12 protein-coding genes are annotated in these 14,183 nt (G+C 44.4%); 11 read left to right on the forward strand and 1 reads right to left on the reverse strand.

Annotation, left to right across the window (positions count from 1 at the left end; all coding sequences use genetic code 11):
• The first annotated feature begins 96 nt into the window (after positions 1–96).
• From lonB to BUA75_RS11480, 10 genes are all read left to right on the forward strand, one after another.
• The gene (gene lonB / locus BUA75_RS11435; RefSeq protein ID WP_072874737.1) at positions 97–1,794 is read left to right on the forward strand and encodes an ATP-dependent protease LonB; all 1,698 of its coding nucleotides are present in this window, start codon (positions 97–99) and stop codon (positions 1,792–1,794) included.
• 69 nt (positions 1,795–1,863) lie between these two features.
• Positions 1,864–4,287, forward strand: a complete 2,424-nt coding sequence (gene lon, locus BUA75_RS11440) for an endopeptidase La (RefSeq protein ID WP_072874738.1) — start codon at positions 1,864–1,866, stop codon at positions 4,285–4,287.
• Complete coding sequence (gene yihA / locus BUA75_RS11445) at positions 4,284–4,892, forward strand: ribosome biogenesis GTP-binding protein YihA/YsxC (RefSeq protein ID WP_072874739.1); 609 nt, start codon at positions 4,284–4,286, stop codon at positions 4,890–4,892. The genes lon and yihA overlap by 4 nt, the downstream gene beginning before the upstream one ends.
• 134 nt (positions 4,893–5,026) lie before the next feature.
• Entirely contained in the window at positions 5,027–6,421 is a 1,395-nt protein-coding gene (hemA, locus tag BUA75_RS11450; protein WP_072874740.1) for a glutamyl-tRNA reductase, read from the forward strand.
• Positions 6,422–6,427: 6 nt separating this feature from the next.
• Positions 6,428–7,231 carry a cytochrome c biogenesis protein CcsA gene (ccsA, locus tag BUA75_RS11455; RefSeq protein ID WP_083574308.1) on the forward strand — a complete coding sequence of 268 codons (804 nt, stop codon included), beginning with the start codon at positions 6,428–6,430 and terminating at the stop codon, positions 7,229–7,231.
• A gap of 28 nt (positions 7,232–7,259) precedes the next feature.
• Positions 7,260–8,180, forward strand: coding sequence for a hydroxymethylbilane synthase (gene hemC, locus BUA75_RS11460; protein ID WP_072874741.1), 921 nt, complete (start codon positions 7,260–7,262; stop codon positions 8,178–8,180).
• Positions 8,181–8,205: 25 nt separating this feature from the next.
• A complete protein-coding gene (locus BUA75_RS11465) occupies positions 8,206–8,976 on the forward strand; it encodes a uroporphyrinogen-III synthase (protein ID WP_165612007.1) in 771 nt (256 codons plus the stop codon).
• Positions 8,977–9,040: 64 nt separating this feature from the next.
• The gene (gene hemB / locus BUA75_RS11470) at positions 9,041–10,015 is read left to right on the forward strand and encodes a porphobilinogen synthase (RefSeq protein WP_072874743.1); all 975 of its coding nucleotides are present in this window, start codon (positions 9,041–9,043) and stop codon (positions 10,013–10,015) included.
• Positions 10,016–10,054: 39 nt separating this feature from the next.
• Positions 10,055–11,341, forward strand: coding sequence for a glutamate-1-semialdehyde 2,1-aminomutase (gene hemL, locus BUA75_RS11475; RefSeq protein WP_072874751.1), 1,287 nt, complete (start codon positions 10,055–10,057; stop codon positions 11,339–11,341).
• Positions 11,342–11,458: 117 nt separating this feature from the next.
• Complete coding sequence (locus BUA75_RS11480; protein ID WP_072874744.1) at positions 11,459–12,880, forward strand: LysM peptidoglycan-binding domain-containing protein; 1,422 nt, start codon at positions 11,459–11,461, stop codon at positions 12,878–12,880.
• A gap of 106 nt (positions 12,881–12,986) precedes the next feature.
• Here the strand turns inward: BUA75_RS11480 and BUA75_RS15940 are convergent, their stop codons facing one another.
• Positions 12,987–13,148, reverse strand: coding sequence for a hypothetical protein (locus BUA75_RS15940; RefSeq protein ID WP_165612008.1), 162 nt, complete (start codon positions 13,146–13,148; stop codon positions 12,987–12,989).
• 203 nt (positions 13,149–13,351) lie between these two features.
• On the opposite strand from BUA75_RS15940, the gene BUA75_RS11485 reads away from it, so the two are divergent.
• Positions 13,352–13,849 (forward strand): hypothetical protein, encoded by a 498-nt coding sequence (locus BUA75_RS11485; RefSeq protein WP_072874745.1) that lies wholly within the window; start codon positions 13,352–13,354, stop codon positions 13,847–13,849.
• Positions 13,850–14,183 lie beyond the last annotated feature (334 nt).

Consider the following 14,183-nt stretch of genomic DNA (forward strand, 5'->3'; position numbering starts at 1 on the left):
TTTGCAGCAAATGCTTTTTTGCGTTTATTGGCAATTTCTCCAGGCAATAATGCTCATATTGCTTCATGAGTGTTTGCTGCCATGGGAGGATGCGAGATGAACATGACGATTTTGGCTGGTATTCAAATTTTTTTCGCTATTGTGATAGGACTATATTTCTGGAATTTACTCAAAAGTCAAAATCAAAATCGACATGCGGTAGAGCGAGAGTCAAAAAAAGAGTTAGCTCGATTAAAATCGATGCGAGAAATTTCTCTCTCTGAACCACTTTCGGAGCGGACGCGACCTTCATCGATTCAAGATATTATAGGTCAAGAGGAAGGATTAAAAGCTTTACGGGCAGCTTTATGTGGACCTAATCCCCAGCATGTGATTATCTATGGCCCTCCTGGCGTTGGCAAGACAGCTGCTGCACGAGTCATTTTGGAAGAAGCCAAGAAACGAGCCGAATCTCCATTTGCTGAAGATGCAAAATTTATTGAACTCGACGCAACCACAGCTCGTTTTGATGAAAGAGGAATTGCTGATCCGTTGATTGGCTCCGTTCATGATCCGATTTACCAAGGTGCAGGTGCCATGGGTATAGCAGGCATTCCTCAGCCAAAAGCTGGGGCAGTAACCAAAGCTCATGGTGGCATGCTTTTTATTGATGAAATTGGAGAGTTACATCCAATTCAAATGAACAAATTATTAAAAGTTTTGGAAGATCGTAAGGTTTATTTGGAGAGTGCGTACTACAGTAGTGAAGATCACAATATTCCTGCACACATTCATGATATTTTTCAAAATGGGTTACCAGCGGATTTTCGCTTGGTTGGAGCAACAACGAGATCGCCCGAAGAAATTCCTCCTGCCATTCGTTCTCGCTGTATGGAAATATTTTTTCGCTCTCTGAGTCGGCAAGAAATTGCTGAAGTAGTTTCGCGAGGATTTGAAAAACTGAATATGATTGCAGAAAAGCCTGTAATCGATGAAATTTCCAATTATGCAACAAATGGCCGTGATGCTGTAAATATTGTTCAGATTGCAGGAGGAATGGCATTAACAGAAAATCGCACGCAAATTACCTTGGAAGACGTTCAATGGGTTATTCGTTTTACACATATGTCTCCTCGGCCTGAGAGAAAAATTAACCCACATCCACAAGTAGGGGTTGCTCATGGTTTGGCAGTGTATGGGCCTTCTTCAGGCTTGTTGCTTGAAGTGGAAGTCGTAGCTGAAAAAAATAGGGTTGGACATGGTAAAGTGACAGTGGGAGGTTTGGTGGAAGAAGAAACCATTCGTTCACGGAGCGGTAGCATGCGACGTAAATCAATGGCTATTGGTTCGATGGAAAATGTATTGACTGTTTTGCAGAGAATCTCTGGACTCCATCCGTTTTCTTACGATTTGCATATTAATTTTCCTGGCGGAGCGCCGGTAGACGGACCAAGTGCTGGAATTACTATGGCTGTAGCTGTATGTTCTGCGATTACCCGTATTCCTGTTTTGAATACGGTGGCAATGACTGGGGAACTCTCTATTCGAGGATTGGTTCGTCCGGTCGGTGGTGTGCCTGCCAAAATTGAAGCAGCGAAGGAAGCGGGAGCAGAAGTCGTGCTTATTCCAAAAGAGAATTGGCAAGAGACATTTCATAATATGAATGGCATTAAAATTGTGCCAGTCGAGAAACTGACGGATGTGCTCAAGCTTTCACTGGTTGGTGGAGTGGAGATGGATTGGGAAAAACGAATTCTTACGGAATCAAGTTCTAACCCATCCGTATCCATAAATCACTCCTCGGTGTCGTTCTAATTTGGATTGCCAAGCTAAGCAGAGTACAATACTAGTAGGTTAGTGGGAGAGCAACTCGGGGGTGACTCAGTGGCAACAAAATCAGAAAAAAAACAACTCGTTTATCCATTGCTCCCATTGCGTGGATTACTCGTTTTTCCAACCATGGTTTTACATTTTGATGTAGGGCGAGAAAAATCCATCAAAGCTCTGGAAAAATGCGCCATGACGAGTAACCAATTGCTGTTGTCTTCACAGGAAGACGGTCAAGTCGATGATCCGACAGAGGAAGATCTGTTTCATATAGGTACTTTGGCCAAAGTAAAGCAGATGATGAAACTGCCTAATGGTACAATTCGTGTTTTGGTAGAAGGCATCGCTCGGGCACGAATTCATCGTTTCACCAAAACGGATGAATGGTTTGAAGTTGAGGTTGCTGTTCAAGAAGAACAGGATTTTTCTAAATCCAACGCTGAATATCAGGCTCTCATGCGCTCTGTTTTGCAGCAGTTTGAACAATATTTGAAATTGTCCAAAAAGGTCGACCAGGAAGCTTATTCAAGCGTTGTAGATATTTCCGATCCTAGTCATTTCGCTGATGCCGTGGCTGCTCATCTGCCTCTTAAAATTCGTGAGAAACAGCAACTATTAGAAGAACTCGATGTAATGAAAAGACTGGAAAAACTGTTGCAGATCCTTTCGGATGAGAGAGAAATTCTGGAATTGGAAAGAAATATTCACCAACGTGTTCGCAAACAGATGGAAAGAACACAAAAAGAGTACTATTTACGCGAACAAATGAAGGCCATCCAAAAAGAATTGGGCGATCGTGACAGCCGTTCTGCAGAAGTTGAGGAATTACGCCAACAGTTGGATCAAAAAGAGATGCCGTTGTTGGTAAAAGAAAAAGTGGAGAAAGAACTCGAACGTTTAGAAAGAATTCCTCAGGCATCAGCAGAAGGTACGGTCGTCCGTACTTATCTGGACTGGCTGCTTGCCTTACCGTGGATAGAGACGGCTCAACAGCGTGTTGATTTGCGTCGTGCTGAAAAAGTTCTTAACGAAGAGCATTATGGGTTGGAAAAAATTAAGGAGCGTATTTTGGAGTTCTTAGCCGTACAAAGATTATCCGGAAAAATGACAGGACCGATTATATGTTTGGCTGGACCACCTGGTGTAGGCAAAACTTCTTTGGCGCGGTCTATAGCCACAGCCTTAAAACGTCCATTTGTTAGAGCCTCTCTTGGCGGTGTACGAGACGAGGCGGAGATTCGCGGTCATCGTAGAACCTATATTGGCGCCATGCCGGGAAGAATTATTCAGGGCATGAAATCTGCAGGCGTTAAGAACCCTGTGTTTCTACTTGACGAGATCGACAAAATGGCAAATGATTTTCGTGGAGACCCTAGTTCGGCGTTGCTTGAAGTACTTGATCCGGAGCAAAATCAAACATTCTCCGATCATTACATCGAGATACCTTTTGATTTGTCCGACGTCATGTTTATCACAACAGCCAACAATGTATATCAAATTCCTGGTCCACTCCGCGACCGTATGGAAATTATTCAATTAAGTGGCTATACAGAATTGGAAAAATTAAATATTGTCAAACAGCACCTTTTGCCTCGCCAAAAGGAAAAACATGCCCTTAAAGCCGATCAGATGCGAATTTCAGAAGATGTACTTTTAATGCTGATACGACACTACACGCGGGAAGCTGGTGTCCGTCAGTTGGAGAGGGTAGTGGCGGCTGTTTGCAGAAAGGTTGCTCGTAGAATAGCTTCAGGTGAAAAAAAACGAATAACAGTGCAAACGAAAACGATAGAGGATTTTCTTGGTCCCCCGATATACCGATATGGAGCACAGGAAGAAGAAGACCAAATTGGCGTTGTCAATGGACTCGCATGGACAGAAACAGGTGGAGATTTGCTTTCTGTAGAAGTGTCTGTTGTACCGGGCAAAGGCAAGCTGGTCTTAACAGGCCACTTAGGTGATGTGATGCGCGAAAGCGCACAGACTGCCTTTTCTTATGTGCGTTCGCGAGCTGGTCAGTTTGGCTTACAACATGATTTTTATGAAAATGTCGATTTGCATGTGCATGTTCCGGAAGGGGCGATTCCGAAGGACGGACCTTCTGCTGGTATCACCATGGCTACCTGTCTCATCTCAGCTTTAACAGGCAGACGTGTACGTCGGGATGTTGCTATGACAGGAGAAATTACTTTGCGAGGTAGAGTTTTGCCGATTGGTGGATTGCGTGAAAAATCTTTAGCCGCGCACCGTGCGGGTATTCGTCATGTCATTCATCCGTTGGACAATGTTAAAGATTTACGCGATATACCACAAGTGGTTCGTGATGAGATGGAATTTCATGCTGTTAAACATATGGACGAAGTTGTGGCTTTAGCTTTTGTTGAACCTTTTCCTCTTGAGGAGTTTGAAGGGTTTTACCCGACCGACAAAATGCCCGATATTTTAAGAAATACGTTCTCTGGAGAAGGAGCTCACCAATGAAAATTCGTAAGGTGCAATTTGAAATCAGTGCAGTCCGTCCCGAGCAGTGGCCTCAGGACGGACTTCCTGAGTTTGCTTTCATTGGGCGTAGCAATGTTGGCAAGTCTTCTTTGCTCAACCGTTTGCTCAATCGAAAATCGCTGGCACGAGTATCTCAACATCCCGGCAAAACTCAACAGATTAACTTCTATAATATTAACGATACTTTACGTTTTGCCGATTTACCTGGCTACGGTTATGCCCAGGTTTCCAAAACACAACGGGCTGCGTTTCGTAAATGGATAGTTCAATATTTAGAAAAAAGAGAACCTATAACCAGAGTGTTGCATCTGGTAGATATTCGACATGAACCCAGTGTGGATGATCGCGATTTTCATCGTTTGTTACTGGAGTTACAACACCCTGTTTTAGTGGTTGCTACAAAGTTGGATAAAATCGCCAAGAGAGATATAGCCAAGCACATTCAGCAAATTCGCACGGGCTTGCAAACTCCTAATCCTATACTTTCTATATCGAGTGAAAAGAACATGTATATTGATGAACTCTGGTCTGTTTTGGAAACTGATTTGACTGCTCATGAAAGTGAATTAAGTGATAATGAATAAAACATTGAAATGTAAAGATGATAGATAGGAAATTGACGGATCGCCATGAAGATGACACATTTATTGCGCCAATGATTATCCATAGGTTGCTATAATTATCTTATAAAAAGCCAATGCGGGAGGTGACCACCTGCATGCAGATTGTTGTGATTGGTTTAAATCATCGTACGGCTCCTGTCTCCCTTCGAGAGAAAGTGAGTTTTGATAAAGATGCCCAAAAAACTGCGTTGTTGCGGATGAAAGATACCCGTTCCTTGTTTGAAACGGTGCTTGTCTCCACCTGTAACCGCACAGAAATATATACATTGACAACGTCAACGAAAGCAGCACGTGATTTTGTCATTCGTCTTTTGGCTCAACATTCGGGTCTTGCGACGGAAGAAATAAAAGACACACTATATACTTTCGAAGGTCCGCAAGCAGTACAACATGCAATGGAGGTAGCTTGCGGTTTGGATTCTATTGTACTGGGTGAAACACAGATATTAGGACAGGTCAAAGAGGCTGTGGCGCTTGCTGCAGAAATTGGTACGATTGGTTCGTTCTTGAAGCAGATGTTCCGTTATGTTGTAGAAGTAGGAAAACGAGCACAATCGGAAACCATGATTGGACAAGCGCCTGTTTCTGTTGCTTCAGCGGCCATTCAACTGGCTGAAAAGATTTATGGTTCATTACGTGGACGGAGTGCCTTGATTCTTGGCGCTGGTACCATGGCTCGCATAGCCGCTGAGCATCTGTCGGCTCATGGTGTCAGTCAGCTGTATATTGCTAATCGGACCCTTACCAACGCGGAAGAATTGGTTCGTCGTGTAGAAGCTAAAATTGTTCCATGGGAACAATTGCAACACTTTGTTGGACGGGTAGATGTAGTGGTGGCAGCAACTGGCGCAGGAAGGCCAATTATTACTGAAAATATGTGGACCTCCATTCGTACAGGGCGCCACGGTCGGCAAACGCTCTTGCTCGATTTAGCGATTCCGCGTAATATTGATTCGTCACTTTCTGGGCATTCGGATGTTTTTTTGTATGACGTAGACGATTTACAACAAGTTGTGGATGTGAATATGGAGGAGCGACGGCGTCAAACGCGCGTGGTGCGTGAAATGATCGATTCCAGTTTATTAGAGTTTGACGAATGGATTTCGTCTCTATCCGTCGTACCCGTGATTACCGCCATTCGTGAAAAAGGTGTGCAAATTCAAAGCGATGTTATGGAAAGTTTAAAGCGAAAACTGCCGCATTTGAGTGAGAAAGAAATTCAAATTTTGCAGAAGCACACCATGAGTATTGTCAATCAACTTTTGCGCGATCCGATTCATGCTATGAAGGATATGGCTGTTCAGAGTGATCCTGCTTTTTCGCCGGAGGCACTGGCTCAACTGTTTGGTATTGAATTTATCAGTCAGCCGCATCCGGAGAGGGAGATGCTGACGTCGTACAAAATGTCGGAGTTTATGGGCAAATGGCGATCTCTCATGGCTGAAAAAATGTCTGGCTCAACCGTAGGCAGTTCAGTTTATAGGAGCTAATCGTGAATGGCTACCCGCGCTGTAATCGACAGCACGATGTTTTTTTATGCACTTAGTTTATTTTTTTACTTCATGGATGTTCTTGAATCTAAAAGGATTTTCAATCGACTGGCTGTCGTCTTGTTGTTTATGGTTTTTATTGGAGAAACATCTTTGTTGATAGCGCGTTTTATTCAACTCCAATCTGCACCAGTATATAGTCGGTTTGACAATCTGTTGCTTATTTCTTGGTTGATTTTAGTGGTTGCTCTGGTGGTCGACACATTTTATCGTGTCGGCTTATTCATTTTTTTTGCAAATTTGGTTGCTTTTTCGTTTGTTATTTTTGCGAGTTTTGGTCCTTTCAGTCCGGGTATCATACCGCATGGCCGTCCAGACTTGCTTATTTTCCACATCTCTCTTGCGCTTGTCAGTTACGTTTTTTTTTCAGTCGCCTTTGTGTTTTCTGTCATGTACCTTGTCCAGTATCATCTTTTGCGAAAGAAAAGTTTTAACCACTGGTTTTTACGATTGCCGGGATTAGAGCACTCATCACGTACAGCGAGATGGTGCAATCGTGTTGGCTTTACTCTTTTGCTTATCTCCTCGTTGTTGGGTTTCTTGTGGGGGAAAATTGTACTCAATCTTTGGATATGGGACTCTCCAACACCTATGGCTACTCTCGTGTTGTTACTTTTCTATGCATTGACGTTTTGGCTGGAAATTCGTCGTTCATTACCCTTGCATGTGCTACATCGATTGTATGTAGTTTGCTTTATGGTTTTACTTATCAATTTTTTGCTGATTGGTCGTTTTGGGGGTTATCATTAGACCGTGATGAAAAAGGATGTGTGTTTAATTGCGAATGATTCGAGTGGCTTCAAGAAAAAGTTTATTGGCAATGACGCAGACGAGACAAGTTATTCAACAGCTTCAATCTTTTTTTCCAGACACTGAATTTCAAATCATACCTGTCGTTACGCAAGGAGATAGAATTCTTGATGTTTCACTTTCTAAAATTGGTGGCAAGGGATTGTTTGTTTCTGAAGTAGAGCAGCAATTGCTCCAAGAACAAGCGGATATGGCTGTGCACAGTTTAAAAGATGTACCAGCAGAATTGGCAGATGGTTTAGTCATTGCTGCTTATCCGAACAGGGTGGATGCCCGGGATGCCTTAATTACTAAAAAAGCCAATGCTATTCATAATCTTCCCCAAGGTTCTGTCATAGGTACATCCTCGTTACGCCGTATGGCTCAACTTAAACATTTGCGAAATGATTTACAAATCAAATTGCTGCGCGGCAATATTGATACGCGGCTTAACAAATTAGAAAGCGGAGAATACGACGCTATTCTGTTGGCAGCAGCCGGACTGATTCGAATGGGGTGGGAAGACCGTATCACGGAACGTATCGACCCTATGCATATACTTCCAGCAATAGGGCAGGGAATTCTGGCTGTGGAATGTCGAGATCAGGATAGTTCACTAAAAGAAATGTTGCAGTCTCTCCACTGTCGACAAACGGAACAGGTAGCGCTTGCAGAAAGAGCCTTGCTTCACTCACTTAACGGGGGATGCCAGGTACCTATCGCAGGATATGCGGAATGGCAAAATGGAACCTTGGTCTTGACGGGTCTTGTGGCTTCTGAAGATGGGGAAGTAATTTATCAGGTCAAGGAATCATTATCTAGCAGAATGTCTTCGGTCGATCTCGGTCAAATGGTGGCAAAGAAATTGCTTGAGAAAGGGGCAGATCAGATTTTGCAAAAGTATTCCTGAAGGTGGAGTGGGGGAGGTGGCGATGTTGACCACAGAGCGAGTGGCAGTTCTGACCAGAAGTTCTCCAGGACTTGAGAAAACAGCTCGTCAGCTTGTAAACTATGGCATTCATAGTATTTTACTCCCCCTGACTCAAACCGTGTCGGTCGATGACGAGTCGCAAAACTCATGGATTCGAAATGAGTCAGAAATTCAAGGAGTATGCCTCACATCAGTAACTGCGGCTCGCCTTTTCAAAGCATGGTTACATAAGCATTCTGCCCTTTTCCCATCCTTGCCTGCTTGTTACTGTATTGGTCAAACCACTTGGAAAACGGCTCTTGACTGTGGACTTGTAGCTTACTGGCGAGAGAATATCCATACTGGATATCAACTGGCGGAATGGCTTGATAAACTGACTTCACCATCCAAGGGGATATGGCTTTATCCCTGTGCTCGACAAACTGCAGGTACTCTTGAACGAGAATGTGAACGCCGTGGTATACGGCTGGCGAAATTGGTTCTATATGAAACAGTCCCGCGAATCCCCAATAAAGCAGAGTTGCAAGAAATTGCCCGCTTTCATCGACCGGTTTGGGTGTTTCATAGTCCTTCTGCAGTTAAAGTGTATATAAATCATGTCCAGCCGCTACTCAAACAATGGCAAATGGAAGAGATTCAGGCTGTTGCGATCGGCACTACTACAGCTGATGCTATAAGGAAAACGGGGATTCAACTGGCAGCAATAGCTTCAGAGCCCAATGACGAATCATTAGTGTCGGCCATAGGTTCAGTCCAAGATCTGAATTCTTCATAAATTTTTTCATGTATAAAATGGCTATTTTTCAGTGTGTCGCAATCTATAAAAGAGGTGAATTTGGATGAACAATTTTCAGAGACATCGTCGTCTACGGACTAGTGCTCAAATGCGTCGCTTGATTCGAGAAACAACGGTCAGTATCAATGATTTTATTTTGCCAGTCTTTGTTCAAGAAAATTTGACAGGTAAGGAAGAAATCACGGCAATGCCTGGCGTCTACCATTATGGACTGGATGAATTCAGGAGATTGGTTGTGGAAATCGCAGAAAAGAACATTCCTGGCATCATTCTCTTTGGCTTGCCAGCCGAGAAAGACGAACAGAGCTCGAGTGCTTACCATCCTAAAGGTATTGTTCAGGAAGCTATTCGCGCTGCGAAAATGGAAGTTCCTGAATTGCTTGTGATGACAGATGTTTGTCTTTGCCAATATAATCCGGCAGGTCATTGCGGTTTCATTCGCAATGGAAAGATTGTCAATGACGAAAGCCTGCAGTTGATTGCTCAAACTGCTCTATCCCACGCAGAAGCTGGTGCTGATGTGGTTGCCCCGTCAGATATGATGGACGGTCGTGTACAGGCTATTCGCTCGCTTTTAGATGAAAATGGTTTTCAAGATACAGCAATTCTATCTTACGCTGTCAAATATGCTTCCGCTTTTTACGGTCCATTTCGTGAAGCTGCCCATTCTGCTCCATCGTTTGGTGATCGTAAAACGTACCAGATGGATCCTGCTAACGTTCGTGAGGCTATGCGTGAAGCCGAGTCTGATCTTCGTGAAGGTGCTGATATGCTTATGGTAAAACCAGCTCTGTCTTATTTGGATGTCACCGCTAAATTACGCTCGTCCACTCAAGTCCCTATAGCGACTTACAATGTTTCGGCTGAGTACAGTATGGTGAAAGCTGCGGCGCAACAAGGTTGGATTGATGAACGTGCCACTGTAATGGAAATGTTCACATCTTTTAAGCGAGCTGGTGCTGATTTTATTTTGTCCTATTTTGCACTATCGGCTGCTGATTGGTTAAAAGAAGAATAGAAAAGAGGGAATCGAGTGGATAATGATGGGATCCTTCAAATGGAAAAATCAGAAAAAGCGTTTCAAGAGGCTGTCAAATGGCTACCTGGTGGGGTAAATTCACCCGTTCGAGCTTTTTTGGCTGTTGGTGGAAACCCAATCTATATTCGTCAAGGAAGCGGACCGCATATTGAAAGTTTGGATGGTCATTCGTATATTGATTACCTATTGTCTTGGGGGCCTTTGCTATTTGGACATGCTCATCCGCGCATTAAGGCAGCTGTAACTGAGGCTTTGGAAAAAGGCACCTCCTTTGGCCTGCCAACGATTGCCGAAACAGTGATGGCGCAAAAAGTAAATCAACTGATGCCTGCAGTGGAAGTTGTACGCATGGTCAACAGCGGAACAGAGGCGACGATGAGCGCACTGCGTTTAGCGCGTGCGTTTACGAAAAGAAATATCATTGTTAAATTTGAAGGATGTTATCACGGTCACTCGGATGCACTTTTGGTTAAAGCCGGATCGGGCGTGGCTACTCTGGGTTTGCCAGATAGCCCTGGTGTACCGGAGGGAATCGCTCACTATACCGCTACAGTACCCTATAACCAAGTGGAAGCCTTACAGGAGCTTTTTGCTCAAATGGGTGAACAGATTGCTGCAGTTATTGTGGAGCCTGTGGCTGGCAATATGGGTTGCATCCTGCCCCAATCTGGGTATCTGGAGGAATTGCGGCGATTGACTCAAAAATACGGTACTCTACTTATTTTTGATGAGGTGATGACGGGATTTCGCGTAGCTGCTGGAGGCGGCCAAGAACGGTTTGGTATCCGTCCAGATTTGGTAACACTGGGGAAAGTAATTGGTGGCGGTCTTCCGGTAGGCGCCTATGGTGGTAGACGGGATATCATGGAATGGGTAGCGCCCAATGGCCCTGTTTACCAGGCGGGTACTTTATCTGGTAATCCTCTTGCGATGGCTGCAGGCATTGCGGCACTTACCATGATTGAGGAAGAAGCGCCCAATGGTTTGTATAGCAAGATGGAACAATACGGGCAGCAAATCGTTTCAGTTTTTTTACAGGCTTGTCAAGCCAAAGGCATTCCTGCATACGGTCACGCCATTGGAGGAATGTTTGGATTGTTTTTCAATGAAGGAGCAGTGGTAGACTATCAGTCTGCAGCTCAGTCCGACAAAAAAATGTTTGCACAATTTTTCCATGCATTACTCAAACGAGGTGTACTTTTACCACCGTCACAACTGGAATCTTGTTTTCTTTCCGCAGTTCACGGTCAAGAAGAGCTATCAAGAACTTGCGAGGCTGTTGACAGCGCAATTCGTTCGTTTTAAGTGCAGAACGTCCTTCGCTTATCCATGTGTGTGAACGCTGCTGTAAGGACATAAAAGCATATCCCACTTCATAAACATGCAGGGAGAGACCTGCTGTTTAAGGAGGGGTATTAGGCGATGCAGAATCAGCAAACACCCATGATTTCCGTAGCCATAGACCAAGAAGTGTTTATGGATAGTGTTCGCGAAGGAGACAGAGTGGAGGACGCTACTGTCGCAACGGAAGTTATTTCTTTCGATCGCGTTGAAGATACTTATGTGCTCGAAGGCGCTATCGTTTTTGCGGGGTACTTGGCGTCCCAAGAAAAGGGCAAGTCATCAGAGGGAAAGAACACTCAAATTGTGATGGATGACGATCCGGTCATTCATGTCCATCATCGTTTGCCCTTTATTTTAAAAGTTCCAGTCCATGCTCAACCGAATGGTGTTCTGAATGTAAAAAGCAGACTTGCTGGTTGGAAATTAGATGTATCGGGAGATTCTTGGCTTCGTGTACAAGGGAATTTACAAATTGCCGGTCTTGTGGATAAAGGTGGATATCATTTCCAATGTGGTGCACAAGAGATTGGCGATTTATGGGTATCTTTGCCGGATCGGCCTCAATCGACACATGTAAACGAACTGTCAAGTCAAGGTATGAAAGAGACGAATGCATGGGTTGGAGAGTTTCGGGGAGAAACGGAAGCCTCTGAGTCCGAGAGTTTGATGTCAGACACAGTAAGCAATGTTGAATCTGACACATTCGCGGAGCAATCCTTCAACGCGCAGGACCAGGGTCAGGACACACCATTTCCTGTACGCGGTATGGAGGATCCTGAGGAAGCGGGGGACAGTGCTGAACGGTTGAATAGAGTCACCCTTGAGACGGAACAATTGAGTGAAGCGCGTGCAGGGCATGGCTTGCAAATACAAGAAGATGTCAATGAGTCCAAAGAAAGCAGGGGCAATAAGGAAAATCAAACACCAAGTGATATAAACAGCTCTGCTGATTCTACGGTTCTTGGTGCTGCCGCAGAGTTAGAAGCGCTTGACCGTTTTGTGGTGAGTGATACGGAAGAACAAAAGCCGCTGGCCGAGTATTCGTTTGAGAATCAGTTGAGTGAAAAACAAGAAGCTCAATTCGAGGAAAAAGATGCTGTTTCCTTCTCTGCTTCGCGAGCCTTTTCTGATTCTGGTTTTCACGCCAATCTTGCCTTCAGTAAAGATGCAGGGCGTATTCAACAGACTCGCACGGAGCCGGTAGTTGAGCCTTCCCCTGCCAATGGAGCTTTTCAGGAACCGGAGACGTCTTTTGAACGTTCTATGGATAATAAAAGTCTTTGGTCGTTTGTCGATTTCAATGCTCCCGAAAGGTTTTATACCTTACGCTATGTTGTAGTCGAGGAAGGCGAGACGCTGCAAATGGTGGCCGATCGCGTTGGCGTCTTGAAAAGTGAAATGATTCGTGTCAATCGTTTGGAAACAGAAGATATTTGGGTGGGTCAAACCCTTCTTATACCGGACACCCCGATACGTTTGGCAAACGTGCAAAATTTTTAAGAATGATGCTCTGAAAAGAATAACTTCGATAGCGAACATCAGCATAGTGATTTCTCCTATGCCTGATGTTTTTTTGCCAACAAAGTTAAATATCTATTCAACCTGGCTATGGTGCCCCAATAAAAGTAACTGCAAAGACAATAAAGAGAAGCATAAGAATCAAAAGGTCCAGTGTATTGGGCCAAATTAAAGCGCGAAAGAAAAGTAGCATGATGGCTGCTGCCAACATTAATTTGACAAAACGTGCCAGCATGATAAACAGACCCATGCCAACCACCTCCTGGCGAAATCTTATCTGGATAGCTCGTCTTAGCTCGTCGAATATATACTTTGCGTATGATATATATGCAAATAGGTGAGCATGTACCCCTTTTTTTCGCATAAAATTGGACATGCAGAACAATATTCGCTAGACTTGCCTTTCTGAGCTTTGCTAGAATGGGCGACAGGATTGAGAGGAGAGATGGGGTAATGGCGAATTCGTGGATGGATGGAGGCACTTGGAGAGGCTTCCATATTCGATATCTTGCCATCTTATCTGTGTCGTTTGCTGTTTTACAGGCAGTCGCTTATTATACAGTTCATTATCCGCTCATGTTTAGTTCAGAGTTTGCCATGATTCTCATGATGTGGCTCATTATTCCGCGTTTGACAGAACGTCGATTGGCCAATACGTTTGCGGGTGTCACAACTACGTTTCTGCTTGGATTGATTTTGCAGTTTACAATTGGTCTGGAAATTACGGAAAAAGGTGGTATATGGTATACTTTAGGGCAAAATTTGCTGATTTTCGTCGTCGCCTTGGCACTCAGTTATCTCTATTTACGCGTTTCCATATGGAGCGACAGAAAAAAAGCAGAGTTAGAGAAACGCCGGGCAGAAAAATCATCAAGCGCTCAGACAACTGTAGCACCCGTCCGTGTTCATCGAATTAAGAAACGCCGCCATCCTGGACGGCGCAAAAAGTAAAGTCATACAAAAAGATGTCATGAAGGTCGTGTCAACTCACGTAAAAATCTTACCGAAGAGAGATGGCTAACTCATTTAAAAATCTAACCCATCCCCGATTCCGTTGAAGTGGGAGGGGTGAATGGCCGTAGGCCAGAGGGGAGGAGCGAAGCGGCTTCCCCTTTTTTTGTGTCTGTGGAGCTTGTGGGCAACTTGAAGAGTTGTCCATCAAATCCACAGACCGAATGTTTTGGCCTCAATAGGAGTCCCGAGTGCCGTTTCGTTTGTCGTTGTCGATCCCCCTGGAAACCGGTGCGGGCAGCGGAGCAGGAGCAAGGTTCGCCCCGCCTAGTCC

This window comes from Alicyclobacillus tolerans, assembly GCF_900142255.1.
In the GTDB taxonomy this organism is placed as follows: domain Bacteria; phylum Bacillota; class Bacilli; order Alicyclobacillales; family Alicyclobacillaceae; genus Alicyclobacillus_I; species Alicyclobacillus_I tolerans.

Coding starts and splice junctions, on each gene's coding strand:
- BUA75_RS11485 (WP_072874745.1), top strand. CDS start 13,352: ATGGCGAATTCGTGGATGGATGGAGGCACTTGGAGAGGCTTCCATATT.
- yihA (WP_072874739.1), top strand. CDS start 4,284: ATGAAAATTCGTAAGGTGCAATTTGAAATCAGTGCAGTCCGTCCCGAG.
- hemB (WP_072874743.1), top strand. CDS start 9,041: ATGAACAATTTTCAGAGACATCGTCGTCTACGGACTAGTGCTCAAATG.
- hemA (WP_072874740.1), top strand. CDS start 5,027: ATGCAGATTGTTGTGATTGGTTTAAATCATCGTACGGCTCCTGTCTCC.
- ccsA (WP_083574308.1), top strand. CDS start 6,428: ATGGCTACCCGCGCTGTAATCGACAGCACGATGTTTTTTTATGCACTT.
- BUA75_RS11480 (WP_072874744.1), top strand. CDS start 11,459: ATGCAGAATCAGCAAACACCCATGATTTCCGTAGCCATAGACCAAGAA.
- hemL (WP_072874751.1), top strand. CDS start 10,055: ATGGAAAAATCAGAAAAAGCGTTTCAAGAGGCTGTCAAATGGCTACCT.
- lonB (WP_072874737.1), top strand. CDS start 97: ATGAACATGACGATTTTGGCTGGTATTCAAATTTTTTTCGCTATTGTG.
- BUA75_RS15940 (WP_165612008.1), bottom strand. CDS start 13,148: ATGGGTCTGTTTATCATGCTGGCACGTTTTGTCAAATTAATGTTGGCA.